Origin of the sequence: Mesorhizobium sp. M0678 (assembly GCF_040320505.1) — a bacterium.
In the GTDB taxonomy this organism is placed as follows: Bacteria; Pseudomonadota; Alphaproteobacteria; order Rhizobiales; family Rhizobiaceae; genus Mesorhizobium.
This window is the reverse complement of sequence record NZ_JAMYPT010000004.1, coordinates 212,374-237,875: the sequence shown is the minus strand read 5'-3', so window position 1 is coordinate 237,875 and position 25,502 is coordinate 212,374. Positions and strand designations below refer to the sequence as shown.

The window sequence follows — 25,502 nt, the reverse complement described above, 5'->3', positions numbered from 1 at the left end:
ATCCGTTCTTTTCGTTCGGTCCGAATGTCCATAGGGTCATGAGCAGCGGGCTGGCAGCCCGAAATCATCGCGAGGGCTTTGCATCATGACCAATCCGGCCGTTGTCGGTTTCTCAGGCAATTTCACCCGGCCGTCCAAGACGCGCGGCTTCGTCGATCGTATCGTGAACGAGGTAGCCGGCAGATATGGCCTGGCCGCCAGCACGCATGACGTCGTCGACCTCGGCCCAGCCTCGGTGGCGCCAAATGGGCGCGTGAACTGGATGCGCAAGCGGGCGATATCCTCAAGCGCGTCGTCGCGGCGGACGTGCTCGTCGTTGGCTCGCCCACCTACAAGGGCAGCTATACCGGCCTGTTCAAGCACTTCTTCGATCTTGTCGACCCAACGGCGCTCAGGGGCAAGCCGGTGGTGCTGCTGGCGACCGGCGGCGGCGACCGGCATGCGCTGATCATCGAGCACCAGCTGAGACCGCTGTTCGGCTTCTTCGAGGCCTTTACGCTGCCGACCGCGATCTACGCTTCGGACAGGGATTTCATCGACGGCGTGCTTGCGTCCGAGACGATCCAGGCGCGCGTCGGACAGGTGATCGAGGATATCGGTGCAGCGCTTGGCGGTCGCTCCCGCGCTGGCACCGCTGCCGAATAGCCCCTAAAAAGAAAAAACCCGCCTCGGCGGCGGGTCTCGGGGCGAATCAGCACCATACCAAAGTTAGTAGCATAGCTGCCGGCACAAAGCAAGAACAAAATGCAGGGATCGAGCGCGCCTTGCGCGCCCGATTCTCAAGGCAAGCCGTCAGATGACGAACAGCCAGTTGGCGAGCAGCATCACCACGACGCCGGCGACCAGCGTCAGATAGGGCAGCATCCCCGCCTTTTTCACCGCAAGGTCGGACGAGCTCATGCCGAGATCGGCCAGCATGTGGTCGGGGAATCTGCCCTTGTCCTGGATGTAGTGCCGGAAGCAGAACACCGGGATGATCAAGGCTGCCGTGATCAGCCCGGCCCACAATGCCATCGGGTTCCACACCTTGGCGCCGGCGCCCATGAAGACCGCGTTGACGTAGGCAAAGATCGCGCCGAGGCCGAGCAGCCAGCTCGGCGCCTTCCATGGCCGCGCGATGTGGCCATTGTCGATGCGGTGAATCCAGCCGGCATTGAGGTTAAGGAAGTTGAAGATGATGTAGCCGCAATTCGACACGGCGAGGATGAAGAAGAAGCTCGTTGCGTCGGCCGAGGCGATGGCCAGCACGATCAGGTTGAAGATCAGGTCGGTCCACATCGCCCGCGTCGGGGCGCCGTGCTCGTTGACATGGCTGAGATAGCGCGGCAGCCAGCCGTCGACCGAACCTTGATAGAGCGTGCGCGAGGAGCCGGCCATCGCCGTCATGATGCAGAGCACCAGGGCCAGGATCATCAGCATCACCAGCAGGCTGTGGATCAGCTGTCCGCCGCCGACCATGCCGGCCAGCGCATCGGCAACGCCGGAGCCGTCGACGATCGGCGTCGCCAGCATGCCGTTCAAGCCGAGCACGCCCTGGAAGGTGAACGGCACCAGGATGAACAGCAGCATGCATAGCAGGCCGGAGTAGAAGATCGCCTTGAAGGTATCGGTGCCCGGGTTTTTGAACTCGGAGGTGTAGCAGACCGCGGTCTCGAAGCCGTAGGTCGACCATGCCGCGATGAACATGCCGCCGAGCACCAGCGTCCAGCCGGCGATGTTCCATGCGCCGGGCTCCGGCGCATAGGCTGCCGCGAGCGGCACCAGCGGCGAGAAGTTTGCCCAGTTGATCTGGCCGGTGACGATCGGCACCACGCCGACGATGAGCATCGGGATGATCACCAGCAGGCCGATATATTTCTGCACGTTGGCCGTGCCCAGGATGCCGCGATGCTGGATCGAGAAGATGATCAGCATCAGCACCGCGCCGATGAAGAAGGTTGCGTTGAAGGTGAAGGAAACCGGGCCAAGCGTGTGACCGTAGAGCGTCCAGTTACGGATCGCCGGCGTCGCCGCCGCGGTGACCGCGGTGATGGCGTCAGCGGCGCTGGTTCCGGCATGGGCCGCAATATAGGCGGCGACTTCCGGCGAAGTGTCGGTGAACAGCGGCACCGGCGCCAGTGCGTTGAGGATATAGGCGGCGGCGATCGAGCAGCCGAGCGACAGCACCGGCGACCAGGCGAACCAGTTGCACCACACCGAAAGCGGCGCGATGAATTTCGAATAGCGCAGCCACGCGGTGGCGCCGTAGACCGAGGCGCCGCCGGATTTGTTCGGGAACAGCCCGGCGATCTCCGCATAGGTGAAGGACTGCAGGAAGCCCATGACCATGGATACGGCCCAGATCAGGAAGGCCAGTGTTCCGGTGGTGCCGGCGATGCCGCCGATCGAAAACAGGACAAGGGCCGGAACGCCGCTTGCCACCCAGAAGGCGCCGCGCCAATCGATGTTCCGGTGCAGCTGCCCTTCGGCAGGCGGCACCAAGGTGGTGACTATCGTGCTCATTTACGTGGATTCCCCATTTTTGATGTTCCCCATCGGCAACAGCCGCAATCTCGCGAGGCGTCATCGACGCTCACGTTGAACGGCCCCAGGCGTTTTCCGCTCAGTAGTATTTTTTTCTTAGCAGTGAAGATTGACCCAACGCGCTTTCACGTCAAGCGCTTTGTGACGCTGTGCACATTGCGCTTGTGTGAGAAGGGAAGAACCAGGCAGCGTCGATCACGAGCGCGGCCTGGTCTTTTGCGGGTCGTAATGGGCGAAGGCGACGACGCGCGCCGGTAGCCGCTTGCTGTGGCCGTCGAGCTTGCCGATTTCGACCTCGGTGCCGATCGCCGAATGCGCGACGTCGAGCCTGGCCAGCGCGATAGTCTTGTTCAGCACCGGCGAGCGCATGCCCGAGGTGACGACGCCGATCTGGGCCCGGCCGACATGCACGCAATCGCCGTGGCCGACGGCGACATTGGCGTCGATGTCGAGGCCGACCAGCTTCTTCTGCGGGTTTTCCTTGCGCCGGATCAGCGCCTCGCGGCCGATGAAATCGTCGCTCTTGGTCTTCAGCGGTACGGTGAAGCCGATGCCGGCCTCGAACGGATCCGTCTGGTCGGAAAACTCGTAGCCGGCAAAGATCAGCCCGGCCTCGATGCGTACCATATCGAGCGCCTGCAGCCCCATCGGCTTCAGGCCGTGCGGCTGGCCGGCCTGCCAGATCGCGTCGAACACCTTTTCGGCGTCGCGCGGATGGCACCAGATCTCATAGCCGAGCTCGCCGGTGTAGCCGGTGCGCGACACCACGACGGGAATGCCGTTGCCGCCGCCGATGCGGGCGACGGCGAAACGGAACCATTCGAGCTCGTCGATCGACGGCTGTAGCGGCGAGGTCCAGATGATCTGCCGCAGGATGTCGCGGCTTTTCGGTCCCTGCACGGCAACATTGTGCATCTGGTCGGTCGAGGAGCGCACCAGCACGGTGAGGCCGAGTTTTTGCGCCGTTTCCCGCAGCCATTCGCCGGATAGATCGTCGCCGCCGACCCAGCGGAAATTATCCTTGCCGAGCCTGAGCAGTGTGCCGTCGTCGATCATGCCGCCATGCTCGTAGCACATGGCGGAATAGACGATCTGGCCGACGCCGAGCTTCTTGATGTCGCGGGTCAGCGTGTATTGCAGCAGCGCCTCGGAGTCCGGCCCGGTGACCTCGAACTTGCGCAGCGGCGACAGGTCCATGATCACGGCGTCCTGCCGGCAGGCCCAGTATTCATCGATCGGGCCTTGCCTGGCGAAGGAATTGGCCAGCCAATAGCCCTTGTACTCGACGAAGTTGCGGGTGTGCTTGGCAAAGCTCGAATGAAAGGCGGTCTCGCGGGTCATTTTCGGTTCCGAATCGGGCGTCATGCGTCTGGCGATCGCTCGCGAGAATTTGTGCTGGCCGGAATAGGTTCGCACATGGATGTCGGTCAGGTTCCAGCCATTGGCCGGCGTCGTATCGTCGGGGCAGGCGGACGAGACGCAGACGATGTCCGTGAGCGCCCTGAGTAGCACATAGTCGCCCGGCCGCGACCACGGCTCGTCCGATACCACGACGCCATGCGCGTCGATGGCCGTGTTGAAGAAGAAGTTGATCGCCATCCAGCCGGCGCGAGGCGTGACACCCTTGTCGGCCAGCGCGCGGTTGAAATTCTCCGAGCAGTTGGGATGGCCGGGATAACCGATGTCGTCGTAATATTTGGCCGCGCAGGCGAGCGCGAATGCATCGTGGCGGCCGCAAGTGTCCTGCACAACCTCGACCAGCGGCTCCATGTCCTGGTCGTAGTATTTCGAGTGCAGACCGGGCATCGGATAGCTCGAACCCATCAGCGTGCGCGTCGTCGTCACGTCGAGCGGATGATCGCGGCCCTTGTCCAGCTTGCGCGCCGAAAAGCACTGGAAGTCGGTGCATTGACGCCCGTCGACATCGATGATCTGCAGATAGTCGCCCGCCTTGACGAAGTAGGCCTCCGCCGTCGCCGAATGGACGCGCAGGTCGAGCACGGGATCGGCCAGCGGGTCGGCAAGCCCGGATTTTGCCGCCGGGCGGATGGTGGCGCGGCGGACGATGACGCTAACCGGCGTCGCCGTATCGTGGCCGTCGACCAGCATCGGCCCGCCGGGCGCGGCAATCAGCATCGACCCATCGCGGGCGACGGTAAAAGCCTGTTCGGTACCGGCAGGGGTGGCGCCGCCGAAAACGCGAACCGCCTTCGCCTGGTCGATCTGCACCTGGCGCCGCTCGAGCCCCCGGCGCAAGGATGCGAGGCTGTCGTCGCCTTCGGCCAGCAGCGCCTTGATGCCGGCGGCATTGCTGTTCGATTTCTCGCCGAGAATGCCGGGATCGGTCGCGTCGCTGCTGTCCCATGCCAGCAGCTCGCAGGCCTGCCCGCCCTCGACATCGCGCACGGTGACAATGTCGCCGGCCTCGACCTCGATCAGCACCGCACCATTGCCCTGAACCGAGTAGCGCTCCATCCCGGCCGGCAGCGTAATCTGGCCTGGCCGCAGGATCAGGCTCGGCCGGGGCGGTCCGGCGACGACGGCGGGGTAGGGCGACTGGCTCATCTCAACCTTGGTTTCGAGAAACAAGTTTGCCTGTGTGTGAAATTATTTTAGCGGGAAGAATAGGATAGAAGAGCCGGAGTTGGCAAGTGAAGGCGGCGCGCGCGCCTCTTCCTTCTCTCCTTGTGGGAGAAGGTGGATCGGCGCGCAGCGCCGAGACGGTTGAGGGGTGTTGGACGGAGTGCCGTCATAGCCAAGCTGGAGCACCCCTCATCCGACCGAGCTTCGCTCGGCCACCTTCTCCCACAGGGGGAGAAGGGAAGGTGGCGCACAATCCTACCCCAATTCCTCGGAATGCCCGATCTCGACGCCATACTCGGCGGCAGCGTCCAGCATCGTATGCCACAGGCTTTCCGCGAAGGTGGCGAACACCAGAAGATTGAACACCGCCTGTCCGTTCGGCCGGTCATTGGCGCGCCAGAGATTGATGCTGGTGTGATCGACCGAGGTCGCCGCAGCGGTGCCGGCCGGGAACGCCGCGGGGTGCAGGTCTAGCGACGACAGTTTGGCCAGCATCGCGCGCGCCTTTTCTCCGGAAACGCTGATCAGCGCGCGCGCATGCGACTGGTCGGACAACGAGGCGGATTGCGCAAACGCCTGGCTCAGCGGTTCGCTCGCGTGCTTGCCGCCATTGGACAGGACCAGGAACTGATCCGGTCCCGACCAGATCAGCCTAGCGTCGGGAGTTCGGGTCGCCTTGGGCGTTTCCGGGGCGGCAACGCCGAAGCGGGTTTCGGCGGCCTTCGCCAGTTCTGCCGCTTTGCCGCGCCGCGCCATCACCTGGATCAGGTCGAAATTGCGGATCTCGGTGAGCGATACGCCGGCCGCCGTGCCGCGCGCGCCATAGGCGCCGACAACAAGCGCTTTCTCCAGCGGACTGCGGGCAATCCAGGAAAACTCAGCCACGCTGGCGCCCTCCATCCGGATCGTATAAGACCGGGCTGCACAGCTCGACGTCGTAGTCTTCGCCGCGTAGCGGATCGTGCGCATGGACGATCTCGCCGATGCGCTCGCGGCCACGCTCAACAAGCGCCAGCCCGATCCACTGGTCGAGCATGGGCGAGAAGCAGACCGAGGTGACGTAGCCCTGGTCGTTATCGGGGCCGGGCGTCTCGCCCTTCGGAATGATATGCGCGCCGGAGCGCAGGCGGCGCGTCTTGTCGACGGGCTTGATGCCGACGACGACCTGCCGGTCCGGGGCAATCAGCGCCTCGCGGCCGGCCATGACGCGGCCGATGAAATCTTTTTTGGTCGACATCATCTTGCCAAGGCCGAGGTCGGCGGCCGTCGTCGTGCCGTTCAGCTCCGGTCCGGCGACATGGCCCTTTTCGATGCGCATGACGCCGAGCGCCTCGGTACCGTAGGGCGTAACGCCGAACGGCTTGCCGGCCAGCATCAAATTGCGCACCAGCGCCTCGCCATAGCGGGCGGGAACCGAAATCTCGAACGCCATTTCGCCCGAAAACGAGATGCGGAACAGCCGCGCCTTGATGCCACCGCGAAGCGCAACTTCCCGCGCCCCCATGAAGGGAAAGCCTTCGTTCGACAAATCCTCCGCCGGATCGACCATTTCCCGAAGCAGGTCCCGGGTCTTCGGCCCGGCGATCGAGAATTGCGCCCACTGGTCGGAGACCGAGGTCAACTGCACGTCGAATTCCGGGAACAGCACCTGCCGGCAGAATTCGAGATGCTGCATCACCAGCCCGGCCTTGGCGGTGGTGGTGGTCAGGAAATAATGATCCTCGGCCAGCCGCGACGTCGTGCCGTCGTCATAGACGATGCCGTCCTCGCGCAGCATCAGCCCGTAGCGGGCTTTGCCGACGGCGAGACTGGAGAAGGTGTTGATGTAGACGCGGTCGAGAAAGGCGCCGGCATCCGGGCCGTGCACGTCGATCTTGCCGAGCGTCGAGACATCGCAGAAGCCGACGCCGGAGCGCACCGCCTTGACCTCGCGGGTGACCGATTCCAGCCAGTCCTTTTCGCCGGCGCGCGGATACCATTGCGCCCGCTTCCACAGGCCGGTGTCGACGAACACCGCGCCCTGTTCGGCTGCCCAGTGATGCGACGGCGTCAGCCTCGTCGCATGGAAGTCTTCGTCGCGATGATGGCCGGCGAAGGCGCCGATGGCGACCGGCACATAGGGCGGGCGGTAGATCGTCGTGCCGGTTTCGGGGATCGATTTGCCGCTGATTGCCGCCATGATGGCGAGACCGGCGACGTTCGAGGTCTTGCCCTGGTCGGTGGCCATGCCGAGCGTCGTATAGCGCTTGAGATGCTCGACCGATTCGAAACCTTCGCGCTGCGCCAGTTCGATATCGGACGCGGTCACGTCATGCTGGTAATCGACGAAGGCTTTCCCTTTGCCGGCCACATACCAAAGCGGCGTCAGCGAAAACGCCTCGCTGTCGGCGACCGGCGATGTGCCGGCATTGCCGCTGCGTCCAGCACCCTGCGCTGCCGCAGCACCCGCGGCAAAGCCCTGGCGCAGGCAGTCGCCCAGCCCGAAGGCGCCGTTGGCGGCGCCGACGGCCACCATGCCGGGCGGCGCACCATCCGGTACGAAGGCTGCGATATCGTCCTGCCATTTCGGCCGGCCGCGATGATAGGAGGTCAGCCCGACCGCCGGATTCCAGCCGCCGGACACGGCAAGCCCGTCGACTTCGACTTCCGCCCGTGCGCCGCCGGTCAGCGCCACCACGATTTTCCGGAGCCCGTCCTTGCCGCCTTCGACCCCGCTGACCGAGCCGTTGAGCACGGCAAAGCCGCCTTTGGCGGCAAGCGCGCGATGCGCGGCGGAGACGTCCGGGCGCGCATCGACGACCGCCGCGATCTGCAAACCGGCGCCAAGCGCGGTCTCGACCGTGCGCCAGCCATCCTCATTGTTGGTGAACAGCGCGATCCTCTTGGCAGGGGTAACCGCGTAGCGCGCGACATAAGTCCGCATAGCCGAAGCCATCATCACGCCCGGCGTGTCGTTACCGGCAAAGACGATCGGCCGCTCGATGGCGCCAGCGGCAACAATTGAGCGCTTCGCCACGATCCGCCACAGCCGCTGGCGCACCTGGTGCTCGGGCGGCGAGGGCAGGTGGTCGTTGACCCGCTCGATCGCGCCATAGGTGCCGCCATCATAGACGCCGAACAATGTCGTGCGGGTCATGATGCGGACATCGGGCAGTGCGGCGAGTTCGGCCAGCGTGCGCGTAATCCATTCGGCCGCCGGCGCGCCGTCGATCATGCCGCCGTCGGCGAGCAGGCGGCCGCCAAGCGCAAAATCTTCCTCGCACAGGATGACGCGGGCGCCGCCGCGCCCAGCCGCCAATGCCGCAGCCAGCCCGGCCGGGCCGGACCCGGCAATCAGCACGTCGCAATGCGCCCACGCCTTGTCGTAATGGTCGGGATCGGCGACGCCTGCAGCGCGGCCGAGGCCGGCGGCGCGGCGAATCGTTGGCTCGTAGATCGTTTCCCAGAATTTCGCCGGCCACATGAAGGTCTTGTAGTAGAAGCCGGCGACGAAGATCGGCGCGAACAGCTGATTGACCGCCATCAGATCGTGGCGCAGCGACGGCCAGCGGTTCTGGCTGGCGGCTTCGAGCCCGTCATAGAGTTCGGCCGTGGTCGCCTTGGTGTTCGGCTCGCGCCGCGCTCCGCTGCGCAGTTCGACCAGCGCGTTGGGCTCCTCCGAACCAGCGGTCAGGATGCCGCGCGGTCGATGGTATTTGAAAGAGCGGCCGACCAGCTTGACGCCATTGGCGATCAGCGCCGAGGCCAGCGTGTCGCCTTGGAAGCCGGCAAAGCTCTTGCCGTCGAAGCGGAAGGCCAGCGGCGCGGCGCGATCGATGAGACCGCCGCTCTCCAGCCGATGTATCTGCGCGGAGCCAACCATCAGGCGCCAACCTTGGCGGCACCAACGCCGGCCGCCGGCTCGACGGAGGAAATCTCATGCCTCAGCGTGTTGCGGGCGACCTTCAGCCAGGCCCGGCAGCCGCCGCCATGGTACCAGTATTCGCTCATCGGCCCGGCGATGTTGTCGCGCAGATAGACGTAGTCGAAGACCTCGTCTTCGGTGGCGCCGGCCGCCGGACGCACCGGCTTGGCGTCGCCCAGATAGGTGAACTCGCCGAGTTCGCGTTCGCCGCAGAAGGGACAGACAATGCGCATGCTTCTTCAGCCAGCCTTCAATGCAGGTTCGGTTGGGCGCCCTGGCCCTTTTCGTCGATCATCGCACCTCGCCGGAAGCGGTCGAGACGAAAGCGGGCAGCCTCCTTGTGCGGCTCGTCGCGCGCCAGAAGATGAGCAAAGACCAGGCCGGAGCCGGGCGTCGCCTTGAAGCCGCCATAGCACCAGCCGGCGTTGAGATAGAGCCCGTCGACCGGTGTTTTGTCGATGATCGGCGAGCCGTCCATCGACATGTCCATGATGCCGCCCCACTGACGCAGCAGCCGTATCCGGCCGATCATCGGCATCAGCGCCATGCCGCCTTCGCAGACGTCTTCCATGACAGGCAGATTGCCGCGCTGGGCGTAGGAATTGTAGCCGTCTATATCGCCGCCGAAGACCAGGCCGCCCTTGTCGGACTGGCTGACGTAGAAATGCCCGGCGCCGAACGTCATGACATTGGGGATTAGCGGCTTGATCGCCTCGGAGACGAAGGCCTGCAGCACATGGCTTTCGATCGGCAGCCGCATGCCGGCCATCGCCGCGACGCGCGACGAGGAGCCGGCGACCGCCATGCCGACCTTGGCCGCGCCGATCCTGCCGCGGCTCGTCTCGACGCCGGTCACCTTGCCGCTGCCATCGCGGACAAAACCGGTCACCTCGCAGTTCTGGATGATGTCGACCCCGAGCGCGCTCGCCGCATGCGCATAGCCCCAGACCACGGCGTCGTGGCGCGCCGTGCCGCCGCGCCGCTGCAAAAGCCCGCCCTGCACCGGGAAACGTGCGTTGTCGAAGTTCAGGAACGGCATCATCTTCCTGACCGCCGTCAGATCGAGCAGTTCGGCATCGATGCCGTTGATGCGCATGGTGTTGCCGCGCCGCGCATAGGCGTCGCGCTGCGCGTCGGAATGGTAGAGATTGATGACGCCGCGCTGGCTGACCATGGTGTTGTAGTTGAGGTCCTGCTCCATCCGCTCCCACAGCTTCATCGACAGCTCGTAGAAGCCGGTATTGCCGGGCAGCCCGTAATTGGAGCGGATGATGGTGGTGTTGCGGCCGGCATTGCCGGAGCCGATCCAGCCCTTTTCCAGCAGCGCGACATTCCTGATGCCGTATTCGCTGGCGAGGAACCATGCCGTCGCCAGGCCATGGCCGCCGCCGCCGATGATCACCACGTCGTAGTGGCTCTTCGGGCTGGCGTCGCGCCAGGTGCGCTGCCAGTTCTTATGGCCGGAAAATGCCGCCCGGGCGAGGGAGAAGATCGAGTATTTCATGAACCTGTTTCGCGCCGGGCGTGCAACAATTCCGGATCAGATGTCGAGCGTGTGGTCGCGCTCCCACTGGGTGAAGTGGGAAGCATAGGAATTCCATTCCTGCTGCTTGAGCTTTAGATAGGCCGACGAGAATTCCTCACCCAGCGCCGTCTTGAGCGATTTGTCATTGTCGAATTCGCGCAATGCGTCGAGCAGGTTGAGCGGCAGCTTCGGCGCCCCTTCGACCGTATGGCCGAACTGGTACATGTCGATGTCGTAGCGCCGGCCGGGATCGGCCTTCGAGCGGACACCGTCAAGGCCGGCGGCGATGATGACGGCCTGCAGCAGATAGGGGTTTGCCGCGCCGTCGGGCAGGCGCAGCTCGAAGCGGCCGGGGCCGGGTACGCGCACCATGTGGGTGCGGTTGTTGCCCGTCCAGGTCACCGTGTTCGGCGCCCAGGTGGCGCCGGAGATGGTGCGCGGTGCGTTGATGCGCTTGTAGGAATTGACCGTCGGGTTGGTGATGGCGGCAAGCGCGGACGCATGTTTCATGATGCCGCCGAGGAAATTCCTGCCCTTGGCCGACAGGCCGAGCTCCATCGCATCATCGGCAAAGACATTGGTCTTGCCGTCTTTGTCCCACACCGAGATATGCGCATGGCAGCCATTGCCGGTCAGGCCCTGGAAGGGTTTAGGCATGAAGGTTGCGCGCAGGCCGTGCTTTTCGGCGACCGATTTCACCATAAATTTGAAGAAGGAATGCTTGTCGGCGGTCGCCAGCGCATCGTCGAAGGCCCAGTTCATCTCGAACTGGCCGTTGGCGTCCTCGTGGTCGTTCTGGTAGGCGCCCCAGCCGAGCGCCAGCATGTGGTCGCAGATCTCGGCGATCACATCGTAGCGGCGCATCACCGCCTGCTGGTCGTAGCAGGGCTTCGACGCCGTGTCATATTCGTCGGAAATCGTCTTGCCATCCGGCGAGATCAGGAAGAATTCGGCCTCGACGCCGGTCTTGATGTGCATGCCGTCGCCAGCGGCCTCCGCGATCAACCGCTTCAGCGTGTTGCGCGGCGCCTGCTCGACCGATTTGTCGTCCATGATGCAGTTGGCGGCGACCCAGGCGACTTCCGGCTTCCAAGGCAACTGGATCACCGAGGCCGGATCCGGCACCGCCAGCATGTCGGGATGCGCCGGCGTCAGGTCGAGCCAGGTGGCAAAGCCGGCAAAGCCGGCACCGTCGCGCTGCATGTCGGCGATCGCCTGCGCCGGCACCAGCTTGGCGCGTTGCCCACCGAACAGGTCGGTGTAGGATATCATGAAATATTTGACGCCCTTCTCCTTGGCGAAGGCGGCGAGATCGTTCCCCATTATAGTTCCTCGCTTACTGGCATTTGGTTTGTCTTAGAAGCCGTTCTTGCCCGGTATCCAGTTGGTGCCGGCCAGCGGCACGCCGGCCATGGCGGCGGCTTCGATCGTCAAGGCCACAAGATCCTCGGGCTCGAGATTGTGCAGGCTGTTCTTGCCGCAGGCGCGGGCGATTGTCTGAGCCTCAAGTGTCATCACCTTAAGATAATTCGCCAGCCGTCGGCCGGCCGCAATCGGATCGACCCGTTTCATTAGCTCGGGATCCTGCGTGGTGATGCCGGCCGGGTCGCGACCCGCATGCCAGTCGTCATAGGCGCCGGCGGTGGTGCCGAGCTCGTTGTATTCCGCTTCCCAGCGCGGGTCGTTGTCGCCGAGCGCGACAAGCGCTGCCGTGCCGATCGACACCGCGTCGACGCCGAGCGCCAGCGCCTTGGCGACGTCGGCGCCGTTGCGTATGCCGCCGGAGACGATCAGCTGCACCTTGCGGTGCATGCCGAGATCCTGCAGCGCCTGCACGGCCGGCCTGATGCAGGCAAGCGTCGGCTGGCCGACATTTTCAATGAACACTTCCTGGGTCGCCGCCGTGCCGCCCTGCATGCCGTCGACGACGACGACATCGGCGCCCGATTTCACCGCAAGCGCGGTGTCGTAATACGGCCGCGCGCCGCCGACCTTGACGTAGATCGGCTTTTCCCAGTCGGTGATCTCGCGCAGTTCGAGGATCTTGATCTCGAGGTCGTCCGGCCCGGTCCAGTCGGGGTGGCGCGAGGCCGAGCGCTGGTCGATGCCTTTCGGCAGCGTGCGCATTTCGGCGACGCGGTCGGAGATCTTCTGGCCGAGCAGCATGCCGCCGCCGCCGGGTTTGGCGCCCTGGCCGACGACCACCTCGATCGCGTCGGCACGGCGCAGATCGCGCGGGTTCATGCCGTAGCGCGACGGCAGATACTGGTAGACCAGCGTCTTCGAATGGCCGCGCTCTTCCTCGGTCATGCCGCCGTCGCCGGTGGTCGTCGAGGTGCCGGACAGCGTCGCGCCGCGGCCAAGCGCTTCCTTGGCCGGCCCGGACAGCGAGCCGAAGCTCATGCCGGCAATGGTGATCGGGATTTTCAATTCGATCGGTTTCTTCGCATAGCGCGACCCGAGCACGACGCTGGTGTCGCAGCGCTCGCGATAGCCTTCGAGCGGGTAGCGCGAGATCGAGGCACCAAGGAACAGAAGGTCATCGAAATGCGGCAGCTTGCGCTTGGCGCCGGCGCCCCTGATATCATAGATGCCGGTCGCCGCGGCGCGGCGGATCTCGGAAAGCGTGTAGTCGTCGAAGGTCGCGGATTTGCGCGGCGTCGTCGGCGGGTTGCGATAGGTCATTGAGCCTCAATACGCGTCGGCGTTGTCGATATTGAAATTGTAGAGGGTACGAGCCGAGCCATAACGCTTGAACTCCGCCGCCTTGACGCCGGTCACACCGGCGCGGTCGAGCAAGCCTTGCAGCAATTCGAGATGCTCGGGCCGCATCTCCTTGGCGATGCAGTCGGCGCCGAGGCTTTCGACCTTGCCGCGCACGAAAAGCCGCGCCTCGTAGATGGAATCGCCGAGCGCATCGCCGGCGTCGCCCAGCACCACGAGGTTGCCGGACTGCGCCATGAAGGCCGACATGTGGCCGATATTGCCATGGACGACGATGTCGATGCCCTTCATCGAGATGCCGCAGCGCGACGACGCGTTGCCTTCGATAACGAGCAACCCGCCCCGGCCGGTGGCGCCGGCATACTGGCTGGCATCGCCTTTGACGACGATCTGGCCGGACATCATGTTCTCGCCGACGCCGGGCCCGGCCGAGCCATGCACGGTGATGGTGCCGCCGTCGTTCATGCCGCCGCAATAATAGCCGACGCTGCCGCGCACATCGATGGCGACCGGCTGGTCGACGCCGACGGCGACCGAATGGCTGCCTCGCGGGTGGAGCACCTCCCAGGCGGTCTCGTTCGAACCGGGCGCCAGATCGTGCAGCGCCTGGTTGAGCTCGCGCAGCGACATTTCGGCCAGATCGAAGACCCGTGACGCATGGCCCGGCTCGCGAGCCGCCTTGGAGAGGTTAATTGCCGGCATTGGTTCAATGCTCCCAGAAATAGACGGTTGCGGGCTCGGGTTCCCAGACCTTCGCATTGTCTATGCCGGGCAGTTTGGTGAGCGCACGATATTCTGAGCCGAAGGCGACATACTGGTCGGTTTCGGCCATTACTGCGGGCTTGCAGGCGATCGGGTCGCGCACCACGCCGAAGCCGTTCTTGGTGCCGACGACGAAGGTGAAAAACCCGTCGAGATCGCTCAGCGTGCCTTCCAGCGCCTCGCCCAGATTCTTGCCATGCGCCATCTGCGAGGAGAGATAGGCGGCAGCGACCTCGGTGTCGTTCTCGGTCTCGAATGTCATGCCTTCGCGGATCAGCTCGCGGCGGACATTGTTGTGGTTGGACAGCGAGCCATTATGCACCAGGCACTGGTCGGCGCCGGTCGAGAACGGATGCGCGCCCATCGTCGTCACCGCCGATTCGGTCGCCATGCGGGTATGGCCGATGCCGTGGGTGCCGGTCATCTCGCGGACGCCGAAACGGTCGACGACCGCTTCGGGCAAGCCGACTTCCTTGTAGATTTCGACGACGTCGCCGGCGCCCATGATGCGGATGTCGGGGCGCAGCGTCTGGATCGCCTCGCGCGCTTCGTCGATCTTGGCAGGCGTCGTCCGGACCACCGCATGCGTCGACTTCGCAGCAATGCTCACCGGCGCGCCGATTGCCTTGGCGAGTTCGGCGTCGAGGCCGCGGAAATCGCGCTCCGGCTTGGCCGACTGGATGGTGATCTTGGCTTCACTGGAGGGCGCGCCATAGATGGCGATGCCGGCGCTGTCGGGACCGCGATCGCTGAGCGAGATCAGCATCTCCGACAGCATCGCGCCAAGCTGGGGCTCGAGCGACTTGTCCTTCAAAAACAGTCCGACGATTCCGCACATGTCAGCCTCCGCGAGTTCGTTCCCTCCGAGATGTATCGAATGAGTCCCGAGAATTCAATTGGTATGAAAAAAATTTTCCTGTCGTTATATTTCGGCTGAGGCGCCGCCGGCCGCACTATCGCCGCGCTGGCCGCCATTGTGAGCCCATTTGGCATAGCGGATGCGGGCGATCTTGTAGGCATCCAGGATCGATAGGGCATAGATCAGGAAGCCGCCGGCATGGCGGCCGACGAAGCTGGCATCGGGCGGCGCGATCTTGGCGGTGACCCAGGCGAGGATCACCATGAAGAACAGAAATTGCAGGCCGCGCACCGGCACGCCGAGCACGACATGCCCGCTCGCCGGCAAGACGATCGCAGCGCCCAGAACCAGATAGGGGCTCGGTGGTGCGGGGGAGGTGGTGATCTGGCTGGTCATGCCGCTTGCCGTTCGCTTTGATTGATGGCATCGCGCAGCGCCGAAGCCGACGACAGCAGCCTCTCGATCAGCACCGGATCGAGCCTGACCGTGCCGAATTCGGCTTGCCGGAATACGCCGTAACGCGCGCGCTCGGCCTCGGCCAGAAGCCAGACGATGCGCACGCCGTTCGGCGTGATCAGCAATTCCTTGGTGCGCTCCTCGGCAAAGATATCGAGGTGGCCGGCGATGATGGCTTCGGGGAAGCGCACGCCCTTGCGGTCGCTCCGCAGCACCGCCTCGGCCGGAAACCCCGCCGCCTTCGGCAGCGGATGGACGAGATGATCGAAATTGGAAAAAGTCGTCGGCGATCCCGGCCGCATCATCATATCGAAAGTGCCTGGTATCGCGACCTTTTCGGTGATCGAAACGCTCAGCCAGCGCGCCGGCAGCTTCCTGATCGCCAGCGTGTCGACGATGGTCCGCACCTGCACCCGCCGGCCGTTCCACGAGCCGGCGAAGGTAACGACGCCGGCAGTGCCGTCCGAGATGTTGGCCACGTCGGGGATGACGGCGCGGACGCCGGCTTCGTCGGCGGCAAGACCGGTCGAAGCCTTGGCGCGGCTGGCCCGCGCAAGCCAGGCTATATGGAGGACGAGAGCCAGGGCAACCGCCCCGGCGAGCAATGCTGAGATCACCTAACGCACCTCGTCACGCAAATGCCCGCCCAGACCGGGCGCGCCGTCAGTAGCCCTGCGGCTTCGGCCACGGCATGGTGAACTGGGCACCACGGCGCACGAATTTGTAGCGGTAGAAGTGGAACCACAGCGAGATCAGGAAGTAGAAGGCGACCATGGCGATCAGCTGCGAGCCGAAGCCGAGGAAGATCGCAAAGAAGGTGACGACGCAAAGGCAGAACAAGACGATCGCCGGCAGCGGATGGAACGGATGGGTGTAGCCGCGGCGGATCGAGCCGAGCGGCCACTTTTTCCTGAACATGATGATGTTGATGCTCATGAAGGTATATTGCAGCACGCCCGACAGGATCGAGAAGGTGATCGCCTGGTTGAGGTCGGCGATGAAGGCGAAGGCGAGCGCGATCGGCAGCAGAAACAGGATCGAGCGATAGGGCGTGCGGTATTTCGGATGCACCGCCGAGAACCAGGTCGGCAGATAGCGGTCGCGGCCGAGCGAAAACCAGGCGCGCGCGGCGTCGTTGATGCAGCCATTGGCGGAGGCGAGCGCGGCAAGCAGCGTCGCGATGAACAACAGGTTTTCCAGCAGCGCACTGCCGGTCAGTTTGCCCGCGTCCCACAGCGGATAATAGGTGATGCCGAGATATTCCCAGGGCATCAGCGAGGCGCAGACATACCAGGTCATGGCGGCGGCGATCAGAAGCGTGATCATGCCGGCCATCGTGCCGTAGGGCAGCGAGCGCGCCGGCGAGCGCACTTCCTCGGCGGCCTGCGTGGTGCCCTCGATGCCGAGATAGTACCAGATGCCGAACTGGAAGGCGGCGATGACGCCGATCCAGCCATAGGGCAGGGCGTTGCCCGGGGTCACCAACTCGTTCAGCTTGAGCACGGCGCCTTGCGTCCACGGGCTGACCGAGAAGAACAGGATGACGATCGAGACATAGGCTATCGCGGTGATGACGAAATTGACGTTGAGCGTCATCAGCACGCCGCGATAGTTCAGCCATGCCAGCACGACGATTGTCGCGGCGATGAAGGAATTGTGGTTGAGGCCCTCGACGCCGGCCTTGGCGACGATGGTGTCGCCGAGCAGGATCGCGTCCGACACTTCGAGCATGGTATAGGCAAAGACCAGGAACAGCGCGACGTTGAAGGCCATCAGCGGCCCGACAATGTGCTTGGCCTGGGCATATTGGCCGCCGGCGGCGGCAACCGTCGAGGTAACTTCGGAATCGATCATCGCGACCGACGTGTAGAGCAGCCCGACGATCCAGCAGACGATCAGCGCCGCCAGCGCGCCGCCCTTGTCCGCCGCGAAATTCCAGCCGGTGAATTCGCCGACCAGAACGATGCCGACACCGAGCGCCCAGACATGGGCGGGGCCGAGCACCCTGAGCAGTGAAACCCTGTCGCCTTGCACTTGCACCGCTGGTTCAGCCGTGATCGTCATCGTTCAATCCCCCACTCAGATCCGGTGTTTTTCGGACACGGCTTCAAGTTCGCCTTCCCTGGACGAGGTCAGCATCTCTTCGGAATAGGTCGTGTCGATCTTGAACCAGTCGTAGAGCATCCACAGCGCGAGCACGATCGAGATGCCCCAGCATGCGTAAGAGAGTGCCACCCACATGACGATGCTTCCCTATCTATTTGTCGCCGAACTTTTCATCGATGACGTCGCGGTATTCGCGGTCCGATGCGCGGAACAGAAAGATGAAATAGCCGATCAGCACCGCCGCCATGATGATCAGCGTCGGCCAGTCGATGATGTAGTGGAACCGGTTCTGGATGACGTCGTGCGCGGTTTCCGGCGTGTAGCCGAGCTTTTCCCAGATCGAGGCCATGGTCGGGTTTTGTCCGAGCGCTTCCCACGTCTTGGCGTCGAGCGCGTCGATGGATTTTGCCGCCCCTGCCAGCCCTAGTTTCAGCGGCAGCCACAGCGCGACGAAAATCGCGACCACGACGACGGCGATATCGAAAACCTGTCCGGCCTTGCTCTGTTCGGGCGGTGTATAGCGGGCCATGCGTCTCCCCCTCAGGACTTGCGGTTGCGGTAGGCGTCGGCATTCTTGATGTCGAGGCCGTAGATGAAGTCCTTGTCTTCCTTGTAGTGGTTGACCATCGCCAGGATCGCCGCCGTGTTGAAGATCAGCACGGCGGCGGCGGCGACCGCGACGACGAGCTTGATGCCGGCGTCGGGGACGTATGGCCATGTCATGAACAGGACAAAGAGGATCGTCGCCCACAGGCAGACGATCAGGAGCATGGATCCACGCACGTCGGAACGGTACAACGCTTCCACGCGCTGTTGCAGGTCGGACATCGGCTTTCCCCTTTTCAACGCCGGTCCGGATTGGCCGGTCATTGCCCTCTTTCAAGAGAGTGAAATTTTTTTCATAAAATCCGGCCGAATTCTGGAATTGTCAAGACGATTTTACGCGACGTTAACCGTTTGTTTGGGCTCGCCGGATTTGCCTGACAATGAAATTATTTGCTTACGGGTATTGCAGGCTCCCGGCGTTTGCGGTCAATATTCAAGGCAACGCTCCCGCCTGTGTGCAGGGAGCAGGGGAAAGCAAAAAAGTTTCTTTCGAACGGAGGACAGCGGATGACGGCATCCTGGAGATTTTCGACGCTTGCGGACCGCCATCGCGCGCTCGGCTCGAAGCTCGAGGACTGGAGCGGCATGGGCACCGCCTGGACCTACGACAAGGACGCCGACGAAGAGTATATCGCCATCCGCACCAAGGCCGGCCTGATGGACGTGTCCGGCTTGAAGAAGGTCCACATCACCGGGCCGCACGCCTCGCACCTGATCGATCTGGCGACGACGCGCGACGTCGAAAAGATCTATCCCGGCAAGTCGGCCTATGCCTGCATGCTCAACGAGGCCGGCAAGTTCACCGACGACTGCATCCTCTACCGCACCGGCCCGAATTCCTGGATGGTCGTGCATGGCTCGGGCACCGGCCATGAAGAGCTGCAGCGCGCTTCGGTCGGTCGTGACGTGTCGCTGCGCTTCGATGACAATCTGCACGACCTTTCGCTGCAGGGGCCGCTAGCCGTGGATTATCTGGCAAAGCATGTGCCCGGCATTCGCGACCTCAACTATTTCCACCACATGCAGACGCAGTTGTTCGGCTTTCCGGTGATGATCTCGCGCACCGGCTACACCGGCGAGCGCGGCTACGAGATCTTCTGCCGTGGCCAGGACGCCGGAACGATCTGGGACAGGATCCTCGACGAGGGCAAGAGCGCCGGCATCATCCCGTGCCGCTTCACCACGCTCGACATGCTGCGCGTCGAGAGCTACCTGCTGTTTTACCCCTACGACAATTCGCAGAAATACCCGTTTGAGAACGAAGGCCCGGGCGACACGCTGTGGGAGCTTGGTCTCGACTTCACCGTCAGCCCCGGCAAGACGGGCTTTCGCGGTGCCGAGGAGCATTATCGCCTCAAGGGCAAGGAGCGCTTCAAGATCTTCGGCGTGCTGCTCGAAGGCAAGGAGCCGGCCGACGAGGGCGCACCGGTCTATCGCGACGGCAAAAAGGTCGGCGTGGTGACCTGCGCCATGTATTCGCCGCTGGTCAAAAAATCGATGGGCATCGCCCGGCTCGACGCCGACTGCGCCGTACAGGGCACAAGGCTCGAGATCCGCAACAAGAGCGGCGCCATCAGCGCAACCGCCGAGCCGCTTCCTTTCGACGATCCGAAGAAGACCAAGCGCACGGCGAAAGGCTGAGGCATACTGCGGGTATGGCAGCGAAAAGCATCATCAGCCGGCCGGTCTATGGGACCCTGTCTCCGCAGCCCGGCAAGCATCATCTTTTCATAGCGGATGCAGAAGGAGCGCTGGCCATTGCCGATCTGGCCGCCAAGGCACCGGCGGATTTCTTCGGCGGCGCCCACATCATCTTCATTCCCGGCCGCGACGGCAAATACGCCGATGCGCTCGAAGCCCTGAAGCCGGCACAATTCTACCTCGGCCATTCCTTCACCAGTGCCCTGCCGCGGCTGAAGCAGACGCTGGCCAACGCCCATATGGGCCTCAGGCTCTACCTTGCCGGCACCGAGGGGCTGATCGGCCAGGCCATGCAGGCGGCGCTCGAAGCCGGCATCGACCACACCTCGGTTCAGACCGAGCATCGCGGCTCGCTGGCGCGCCGCATGCAGTGCGTCCATTGCAAGGGCATCACCGAGAACGTGACGACGCAGCCGGCAACCTGTTCGCATTGCGGCCTCTTGCTTCTGGTGCGCGATCACTATTCGCGGCGCCTCGCCGCCTTCCAGGGCGTCTGCATCAACGCCGAGGACCGCAGCGAAATTCCTCCGATCGAGGAGGTCTTTCGATGAGCACCGGCACCACCAAACTCGATGTCGTCGTCAGCGATGTCGTCCCGGTCAACGAGCTGGTGACGCGCTTTCATTTCCGCCGGCGCGACGGCGAGCTTTTGCCGACCTTTTCCGGCGGCGCGCATGTCGTCGTCGAGATGCGCGATGGCGAACGCACCAGGCTCAATCCCTATTCGCTGATGGGCTCGCCGCTCGACACCCGCGAATACACCATCTCGGTGCGCCGCGACGACGCCGGTCGCGGCGGCTCGCTTTTCATGCACAGGCAGGTCAGGCCGGGCACGGAGATGGTGGTCAGCTATCCCGTCAACCTGTTCTCGCTCGATCTGCGCGCCAGGAAGCATCTGATGCTGGCCGGCGGCATCGGCATCACCCCGTTCATGGCGCAGACCGCGCAGCTGGCGGCGGAAGGCGGCAATTTCGAATTGCATTACACCTGCCGCACCGCCTCGCTCGGCACCTATGCCGACCTGCTGAGAGAGCGCTACGATCGCCGGGTCAGGCTCTATCACGACGACCGCGACGAGCGCGTCGATCTCGACCGGCTGCTGTCTTCGCAGCCGCTCGGCACGCATCTCTATGTCTGCGGCCCGTCCGGCATGATCGACTGGGTGCGCGATCGCGCGGCTGCCTTAGGCTGGCCTGCCGAGACCGTGCATTTCGAGCATTTCGCGGCACCGCAGCCCGGCGCGCCCTTCGACGTGACGCTGGCGCTCAGCGGCAAGACCATCCGCGTCGACGAGCAGCAGAGCCTGCTCGAGGCGATCGAGGCGGCCGGCGTCGATCCGCCCTATCTTTGCCGCGGCGGCGTCTGCGGCCAGTGCGAGACCAACGTCATCTCGCATGACGGCAAATTCATCCACAACGACCACTGGCTGAGCGAGGAAGACCACCGTTCGGGCTGCAAGATCATGCCCTGCGTCTCGCGCTTCGAGGGCAGGTCGCTGGTGCTGGAAAGATAGGAGGCGAGCTTGGGCATCACCTTTCGCAAGGAAACCTTCCGCGACGACTTCACCTTCAGGAACAGCCCCGAGCACATCAGGCGGTTCCCGTTCCCGTTCCATGAAGACAGCTACATGTATGCGGTCAACATCGAGCCGCATGTCGTCGGGCCGAAGGGCAGCGTGCTGGAGAACCTGATCGACGTCGACGAGCACTATGTCGCCGAGATGCAGGACCGCGCGCTGGTGCTGGCCGAAGACCCGCTGCGCTGCCAGTCGCTGCCGCACATGACGCTGGCCGGCTGGGACCTGCTCGAACTGCTGATGGAGCAGCAGGCGCTGGGCTATCCCGAGCATTTCACGCTGATCCGCGACGGCGACCGCTGGCGCTGGATCAACCGGCCGCTCGGCATCGACGACAGTTTCACCTTCGGCGACGTTTCGACGCTGCCCTATGGGCCGATGGAATACATCACCCGCCAGAGCCAGGGCGATTTCTGCATCCTCGACCAGCGCGACGGCAATCTGTGGATGGACGCCGGCATGGTCACCACCCAGGCCGACTGGTCGCTCGATTTCGACATCGGCATGAACTTCTTCGAGTGGCACGCGCCGGTACCGCTGGCGCACGAGAAGGGGATATTCGTCCGGGCGCTGAAGTTCCTCACCAACATCCAGCAGGGCAAGCCGGCGCGCCGGCTGAACTGGACGATGACCATCAATCCGCGCCTCGATACCAGCCCGGAAAATTACCACAAGTGGGGTCCGGACCGCGCCACGGTGACGCCGGAAAATGTCGGCGAAAAAGTGCATCTGCGCGTCGAGCTGCAGAGCTTCTGGCGGCTGCCGCGCTCGAATGCGATCGTCTTCCCGATCCGCTGCTACCTGATCAAGATGGACGAGCTGGTGACGCAGCCGAAATGGGCAAGGCGGCTGCACCGCGTCATCCGCGACCTTCCCGACGAACTCGCCGCCTACAAGGGCCTGACGCGCTACCGCGCGACGCTGGTCGAATGGCTGTCGAAGCTGGATGACGGGAGTGCGACGTCGCCGGGGTTTGGGCCGGATTGAGGTTCTGTTTGCGAGGTTCGCGCTGCCCGTCAAGCTGCCAATCTCCCCCCAAGAGGGGGAGATGCCCGGCAGGGCAGAGGGGGGCGCCGTAGAGCGCCGGCCTTCCCATAATGCCCACTCCACCGCTTCGGCGAAGATCACGACGCGCCAGCCAGCCCAGCCACAATCACGATATGCTGGCAGACATTATCGATATCGCGAATGACATCGCGGTTCGCCCCCCTCTGTCCTGCCGGACATCTCCCCCTCAAGGGGGGAGATTGGATTTCACTTCGGCTTTCGCCAATCGCCAACGCTGCAAAAGAGGCGTCGTCGGCGAAGCTGCCGATCTCCCCCCACGAGGTCCCACGAGGGGGAGATCGAACTCTCACCCCGCGCTTTGCGGGTAGCAGATGATCGACAGATAGCGCATCGGCAGAACGCTCAGCACTTCCGGTCCGTGCGGCGCATCGGCGTCGAAGAACAGGCTGTCACCGGGCTTCATCGGGTAGAGATTGCTGCCGTGCCGGTAAACCACCTCGCCCTCGAGCATATAGAGGAATTCCATGCCTTCGTGCTGGAAGGTCGGGAACACGTCGGAATCCTCGGTCAGCGTGATCAGATAGGGTTCCACGACGACGCCGCTGGTGTTGGAGCCGATATGGCCGAGCAGATTGTACTGGTGGCCGGCGCGCGTGCCACGGCGCTCGACGTCGAGGCCTTCGCCGGCCTTGACGAAGACGGCGCTGCGCTCTTCCTCGAAGCGGCGGAAGAATGCGGTGACGGGAACGCCGAGCGCCCGTGACAGCGCCTGCAACGTGGTCAGCGATGGCGAGGTGATGCCGTTCTCGATCTTCGACAGCATGCCAAGCGAAATGTCGGTGGCGGCAGCCAGATCGGCCACCGTAATGCCGAGCTTCTTGCGGAAGGCCCGCACCTCGCGGCCGATGGCGACCTCCAGGACCTTTTCGCGGGTGTCGCGAATGGCGTGCGGGTTCTGGGTGAGCGGCGCGCGTATCTTGCGCGGATCGATTGCAGCGACCGACGGCTTGGCTTTGGCGGCGACGACGGCCGCAGCGGGCTTTAGACTGGATGCTTTTTTCGCCATGTTGCCACCCCGGACCTTGCCGATTCATTTCACTCACGGTGAACATATTCGGTGCCGATACAGAAGCGCAACTGCCACGGCAAGCCACCCGTGTCGAATTGCGCAATGTCCGGATTTCGCCCGAGCTACTGCCTCGCTTGGAAATCCAGCTTGGTGAAACGAGGGTTTCGCGACAAGCCCTGTTGACAGCATCGAAGGGGCAATTACTGTCCTGTCAGTGAAATTTGTTTCGTTAGGGAAATGAGATCGGGAGGCCCGCAATGAAAGATCGTGTTGCCGTCATCGGAGCCGGGCCGTCCGGCATGGCCCAGCTCAGGGCCTTCAAGTCGGCCGCCGAAAAGGGCGCCGATATTCCCGAGATCGTCTGCTTCGAAAAGCAGTCCGACTGGGGCGGCCTGTGGAACTACACCTGGCGCACCGGCCTCGACGAGCACGGCGATCCGGTGCACGGCTCGATGTACCGCTATCTCTGGTCGAACGGGCCGAAGGAATGCCTCGAATTCGCCGACTACACCTTCGAGGAGCATTTCGGCCGGCCGATCGGCTCCTATCCGCCGCGCGCCGTGCTGTGGGACTACATCAAGGGCCGCGTCGAAAAATCCGGCGTGCGCCAATGGGTGCGCTTCAACAGCCCGGAGCGCATGGTCACCTTTTCCGAAACGACAAAAAAATTCACGGTCACCGCGCATGACCGCACCAACGACGTCACCTATTCGGAAGAGTTCGACAATGTCGTCGTCGCCTCGGGCCATTTCTCCGTGCCCAACGTTCCCTATTTCGAGGGCTTTTCGACCTTCAACGGCCGTATCCTGCACAGCCACGATTTCCGCGACGCCATGGAATTCAAGGGCAAGGACATTTTGATCATCGGCCGCTCCTATTCAGCCGAGGACATCGGCTCGCAATGCTACAAATACGGCGCCAGATCGATCACCTCCAGCTACCGCTCGAAGCCGATGGGCTTCAAATGGCCGGAGAACTGGAAGGAAGTGCCGCTTCTGCAGAAGGTCGTCGGCAAGACCGCGCATTTCAAGGACGGCAGCACCAAAGACGTCGACGCCATCATCCTGTGCACCGGCTACCTCCATTCCTTCCCGTTCCTCACCGAGGATTTGAAGCTGAAGACCGCCAACCGTATGTGGCCGGACGGGCTCTACGAGGGCGTCGTCTGGGAGAAAAACCCGAAGCTGTCCTATATCGGCATGCAGGACCAGTTCTACACCTTCAACATGTTCGACGCGCAGGCCTGGTTCGCCCGCGACGTCATCATGGGCCGCATCAAGCTGCCCTCGGCCGAAGCGATGGCCGAGCACGGCCGGAAATGGCGGGCGCGCGAGGAGATGCTGGAAGACGCCGAGCAGATGATCTGGTTCCAGGGCGACTACACCAAGGAGCTGATGGAGCAGACCGACTATCCAGGCTTCGACGTGGAGGCCGTCAATCAGACCTTCATGGAGTGGGAGCACCACAAGGCGCAAGACATTATGGGCTTCCGCGACCACGCCTACCGCTCGCTGATGACCGGCACGATGGCGCCGTTGCACCACACGCCGTGGCTGCAGGCGATGGACGATTCAATGGAGAGCTATCTCGAGGTGAAGGGCGTGGCGGCGGAGTAGCCGGATCGCCGACAAATCGGTCGGGAGCATCGGGTTGGCCCGCCTCAGCTAACCTCCCGCGCCGGGTCGGCTGCCAGCGCCAGGGAATTTGCGACGTACTCGAGGTGCTCCTCGTCCAGAATGCTGGTCGCGACGCGCACGGCGCTGGTCTTTCCGGTCGAAAACTTCGCCCCGGCATGGACCGCGATGCCGTGTGCGGCCAGCTGGGCGTCGACCGAAAACATTATCCCGACAAGTGTTGTCGGCGGGGGGCCGATCGGCACTCCCGCCGCAACAAGCCTCATGTGGTTTTCTCGCGGCCGGGCCGATTTAGGGTGCTCGCGTATGTGTGAATCTTCGCGATATGGGCGAGCACCTCGGCCTTGCTTGGCCCGCGAGCTATGACAGCCCAGTCGGTTGAGGACGGGCGGGTATCCTTTCCAAATGAACGAGACATGGTCTGATCTCCTGTGGTTTCGGTTGCGAAGCGTTCTCGGCGCTTACG

Annotated in this window: 23 protein-coding genes and 1 pseudogene; 6 read left to right on the top strand and 18 right to left on the bottom strand. The window is 63.7% G+C overall.

Features of this window, described 5'->3' with window-relative positions:
• The first annotated feature begins 85 nt into the window (after positions 1-85).
• Positions 86-645 (top strand): annotated as a pseudogene (gene msuE, locus NKI29_RS10080) (FMN reductase).
• 147 nt (positions 646-792) lie between these two features.
• Here msuE and NKI29_RS10075 read toward each other — a convergent pair.
• The 16 genes from NKI29_RS10075 to NKI29_RS10000 form a co-directional block, all read right to left on the bottom strand.
• Positions 793-2,502: a trimethylamine N-oxide permease gene (locus NKI29_RS10075; protein ID WP_352569356.1), complete on the bottom strand. Its 1,710-nt coding sequence runs from the start codon at positions 2,500-2,502 to the stop codon at positions 793-795.
• A 216-nt stretch (positions 2,503-2,718) separates the two neighbouring features.
• Positions 2,719-5,088: a trimethylamine N-oxide demethylase gene (locus NKI29_RS10070; RefSeq protein WP_352569358.1), complete on the bottom strand. Its 2,370-nt coding sequence runs from the start codon at positions 5,086-5,088 to the stop codon at positions 2,719-2,721.
• Between the two features lie 273 nt (positions 5,089-5,361).
• A complete protein-coding gene (locus NKI29_RS10065) occupies positions 5,362-5,991 on the bottom strand; it encodes a sarcosine oxidase subunit gamma (RefSeq protein WP_352569359.1) in 630 nt (209 codons plus the stop codon).
• A complete protein-coding gene (locus tag NKI29_RS10060; RefSeq protein WP_352796107.1) occupies positions 5,984-8,968 on the bottom strand; it encodes a sarcosine oxidase subunit alpha in 2,985 nt (994 codons plus the stop codon). The genes NKI29_RS10065 and NKI29_RS10060 overlap by 8 nt, the downstream gene beginning before the upstream one ends.
• Positions 8,968-9,243: a sarcosine oxidase subunit delta gene (locus NKI29_RS10055; protein WP_023673981.1), complete on the bottom strand. Its 276-nt coding sequence runs from the start codon at positions 9,241-9,243 to the stop codon at positions 8,968-8,970. The genes NKI29_RS10060 and NKI29_RS10055 overlap by 1 nt, the downstream gene beginning before the upstream one ends.
• Positions 9,244-9,260: 17 nt before the next feature.
• Positions 9,261-10,514 (bottom strand): sarcosine oxidase subunit beta family protein, encoded by a 1,254-nt coding sequence (locus NKI29_RS10050; RefSeq protein ID WP_352796105.1) that lies wholly within the window; start codon positions 10,512-10,514, stop codon positions 9,261-9,263.
• A 36-nt stretch (positions 10,515-10,550) separates the two neighbouring features.
• Entirely contained in the window at positions 10,551-11,858 is a 1,308-nt protein-coding gene (glnT, locus tag NKI29_RS10045; RefSeq protein WP_352796103.1) for a type III glutamate--ammonia ligase, read from the bottom strand.
• A 33-nt stretch (positions 11,859-11,891) separates the two neighbouring features.
• Positions 11,892-13,220, bottom strand: a complete 1,329-nt coding sequence (locus NKI29_RS10040) for an FMN-binding glutamate synthase family protein (protein ID WP_352796101.1) — start codon at positions 13,218-13,220, stop codon at positions 11,892-11,894.
• Positions 13,221-13,226: 6 nt separating this feature from the next.
• On the bottom strand, positions 13,227-13,961 hold the full coding sequence (locus NKI29_RS10035; protein WP_352453795.1) for a GltB/FmdC/FwdC-like GXGXG domain-containing protein: 735 nt from the start codon (positions 13,959-13,961) through the stop codon (positions 13,227-13,229).
• A gap of 4 nt (positions 13,962-13,965) precedes the next feature.
• Positions 13,966-14,859: a class II glutamine amidotransferase gene (locus tag NKI29_RS10030; protein WP_023673986.1), complete on the bottom strand. Its 894-nt coding sequence runs from the start codon at positions 14,857-14,859 to the stop codon at positions 13,966-13,968.
• An 84-nt stretch (positions 14,860-14,943) separates the two neighbouring features.
• Positions 14,944-15,276 carry a hypothetical protein gene (locus NKI29_RS10025; protein ID WP_352575622.1) on the bottom strand — a complete coding sequence of 111 codons (333 nt, stop codon included), beginning with the start codon at positions 15,274-15,276 and terminating at the stop codon, positions 14,944-14,946.
• Positions 15,273-15,953 (bottom strand): hypothetical protein, encoded by a 681-nt coding sequence (locus tag NKI29_RS10020; RefSeq protein ID WP_352569366.1) that lies wholly within the window; start codon positions 15,951-15,953, stop codon positions 15,273-15,275. The genes NKI29_RS10025 and NKI29_RS10020 overlap by 4 nt, the downstream gene beginning before the upstream one ends.
• A gap of 46 nt (positions 15,954-15,999) precedes the next feature.
• Positions 16,000-17,400: an APC family permease gene (locus NKI29_RS10015; RefSeq protein ID WP_292653875.1), complete on the bottom strand. Its 1,401-nt coding sequence runs from the start codon at positions 17,398-17,400 to the stop codon at positions 16,000-16,002.
• 15 nt (positions 17,401-17,415) lie between these two features.
• On the bottom strand, positions 17,416-17,577 hold the full coding sequence (locus NKI29_RS10010) for a hypothetical protein (protein WP_023673991.1): 162 nt from the start codon (positions 17,575-17,577) through the stop codon (positions 17,416-17,418).
• Positions 17,578-17,593: 16 nt separating this feature from the next.
• Positions 17,594-17,971 (bottom strand): hypothetical protein, encoded by a 378-nt coding sequence (locus NKI29_RS10005; protein WP_352452523.1) that lies wholly within the window; start codon positions 17,969-17,971, stop codon positions 17,594-17,596.
• A gap of 11 nt (positions 17,972-17,982) precedes the next feature.
• Positions 17,983-18,270 (bottom strand): hypothetical protein, encoded by a 288-nt coding sequence (locus NKI29_RS10000; protein WP_023673993.1) that lies wholly within the window; start codon positions 18,268-18,270, stop codon positions 17,983-17,985.
• 285 nt (positions 18,271-18,555) lie between these two features.
• On the opposite strand from NKI29_RS10000, the gene NKI29_RS09995 reads away from it, so the two are divergent.
• The 4 genes from NKI29_RS09995 to NKI29_RS09980 are packed head-to-tail and all read left to right on the top strand — an operon-like array spanning position 18,556 to position 22,312.
• Entirely contained in the window at positions 18,556-19,689 is a 1,134-nt protein-coding gene (locus tag NKI29_RS09995) for an aminomethyl transferase family protein (protein WP_352796098.1), read from the top strand.
• A 14-nt stretch (positions 19,690-19,703) separates the two neighbouring features.
• On the top strand, positions 19,704-20,300 hold the full coding sequence (locus tag NKI29_RS09990) for a dimethylamine monooxygenase subunit DmmA family protein (protein WP_352569368.1): 597 nt from the start codon (positions 19,704-19,706) through the stop codon (positions 20,298-20,300).
• A complete protein-coding gene (locus NKI29_RS09985; protein ID WP_352569369.1) occupies positions 20,297-21,262 on the top strand; it encodes a PDR/VanB family oxidoreductase in 966 nt (321 codons plus the stop codon). Before NKI29_RS09990 ends, NKI29_RS09985 begins: the two co-directional genes overlap by 4 nt.
• Positions 21,263-21,271: 9 nt before the next feature.
• Positions 21,272-22,312, top strand: coding sequence for a heme-dependent oxidative N-demethylase family protein (locus NKI29_RS09980; protein ID WP_352796095.1), 1,041 nt, complete (start codon positions 21,272-21,274; stop codon positions 22,310-22,312).
• Between the two features lie 367 nt (positions 22,313-22,679).
• Here the strand turns inward: NKI29_RS09980 and NKI29_RS09975 are convergent, their stop codons facing one another.
• A complete protein-coding gene (locus NKI29_RS09975) occupies positions 22,680-23,399 on the bottom strand; it encodes a helix-turn-helix domain-containing protein (protein ID WP_352452528.1) in 720 nt (239 codons plus the stop codon).
• A 260-nt stretch (positions 23,400-23,659) separates the two neighbouring features.
• On the opposite strand from NKI29_RS09975, the gene NKI29_RS09970 reads away from it, so the two are divergent.
• Positions 23,660-25,018: a trimethylamine monooxygenase gene (locus tag NKI29_RS09970; RefSeq protein WP_352796093.1), complete on the top strand. Its 1,359-nt coding sequence runs from the start codon at positions 23,660-23,662 to the stop codon at positions 25,016-25,018.
• A gap of 44 nt (positions 25,019-25,062) precedes the next feature.
• Here the strand turns inward: NKI29_RS09970 and NKI29_RS09965 are convergent, their stop codons facing one another.
• Entirely contained in the window at positions 25,063-25,242 is a 180-nt protein-coding gene (locus tag NKI29_RS09965; RefSeq protein ID WP_352755457.1) for a hypothetical protein, read from the bottom strand.
• Between the last annotated feature and the right edge of the window lie 260 nt (positions 25,243-25,502).

What these genes read in the sequence shown, in the direction of transcription:
- NKI29_RS10075 (WP_352569356.1), bottom strand. Translation starts at nt 2,502, where the DNA reads ATGAGCACGATAGTCACCACCTTGGTGCCGCCTGCCGAAGGGCAGCTG.
- NKI29_RS10070 (WP_352569358.1), bottom strand. Translation starts at nt 5,088, where the DNA reads ATGAGCCAGTCGCCCTACCCCGCCGTCGTCGCCGGACCGCCCCGGCCG.
- NKI29_RS10060 (WP_352796107.1), bottom strand. Translation starts at nt 8,968, where the DNA reads ATGGTTGGCTCCGCGCAGATACATCGGCTGGAGAGCGGCGGTCTCATC.
- NKI29_RS10055 (WP_023673981.1), bottom strand. Translation starts at nt 9,243, where the DNA reads ATGCGCATTGTCTGTCCCTTCTGCGGCGAACGCGAACTCGGCGAGTTC.
- NKI29_RS10050 (WP_352796105.1), bottom strand. Translation starts at nt 10,514, where the DNA reads ATGAAATACTCGATCTTCTCCCTCGCCCGGGCGGCATTTTCCGGCCAT.
- glnT (WP_352796103.1), bottom strand. Translation starts at nt 11,858, where the DNA reads ATGGGGAACGATCTCGCCGCCTTCGCCAAGGAGAAGGGCGTCAAATAT.
- NKI29_RS10040 (WP_352796101.1), bottom strand. Translation starts at nt 13,220, where the DNA reads ATGACCTATCGCAACCCGCCGACGACGCCGCGCAAATCCGCGACCTTC.
- NKI29_RS10035 (WP_352453795.1), bottom strand. Translation starts at nt 13,961, where the DNA reads ATGCCGGCAATTAACCTCTCCAAGGCGGCTCGCGAGCCGGGCCATGCG.
- NKI29_RS10030 (WP_023673986.1), bottom strand. Translation starts at nt 14,859, where the DNA reads ATGTGCGGAATCGTCGGACTGTTTTTGAAGGACAAGTCGCTCGAGCCC.
- NKI29_RS10025 (WP_352575622.1), bottom strand. Translation starts at nt 15,276, where the DNA reads ATGACCAGCCAGATCACCACCTCCCCCGCACCACCGAGCCCCTATCTG.
- NKI29_RS10015 (WP_292653875.1), bottom strand. Translation starts at nt 17,400, where the DNA reads ATGACGATCACGGCTGAACCAGCGGTGCAAGTGCAAGGCGACAGGGTT.
- NKI29_RS10010 (WP_023673991.1), bottom strand. Translation starts at nt 17,577, where the DNA reads ATGTGGGTGGCACTCTCTTACGCATGCTGGGGCATCTCGATCGTGCTC.
- NKI29_RS10005 (WP_352452523.1), bottom strand. Translation starts at nt 17,971, where the DNA reads ATGGCCCGCTATACACCGCCCGAACAGAGCAAGGCCGGACAGGTTTTC.
- NKI29_RS10000 (WP_023673993.1), bottom strand. Translation starts at nt 18,270, where the DNA reads ATGTCCGACCTGCAACAGCGCGTGGAAGCGTTGTACCGTTCCGACGTG.
- NKI29_RS09995 (WP_352796098.1), top strand. Translation starts at nt 18,556, where the DNA reads ATGACGGCATCCTGGAGATTTTCGACGCTTGCGGACCGCCATCGCGCG.
- NKI29_RS09990 (WP_352569368.1), top strand. Translation starts at nt 19,704, where the DNA reads ATGGCAGCGAAAAGCATCATCAGCCGGCCGGTCTATGGGACCCTGTCT.
- NKI29_RS09985 (WP_352569369.1), top strand. Translation starts at nt 20,297, where the DNA reads ATGAGCACCGGCACCACCAAACTCGATGTCGTCGTCAGCGATGTCGTC.
- NKI29_RS09975 (WP_352452528.1), bottom strand. Translation starts at nt 23,399, where the DNA reads ATGGCGAAAAAAGCATCCAGTCTAAAGCCCGCTGCGGCCGTCGTCGCC.
- NKI29_RS09970 (WP_352796093.1), top strand. Translation starts at nt 23,660, where the DNA reads ATGAAAGATCGTGTTGCCGTCATCGGAGCCGGGCCGTCCGGCATGGCC.
- NKI29_RS09965 (WP_352755457.1), bottom strand. Translation starts at nt 25,242, where the DNA reads ATGTTTTCGGTCGACGCCCAGCTGGCCGCACACGGCATCGCGGTCCAT.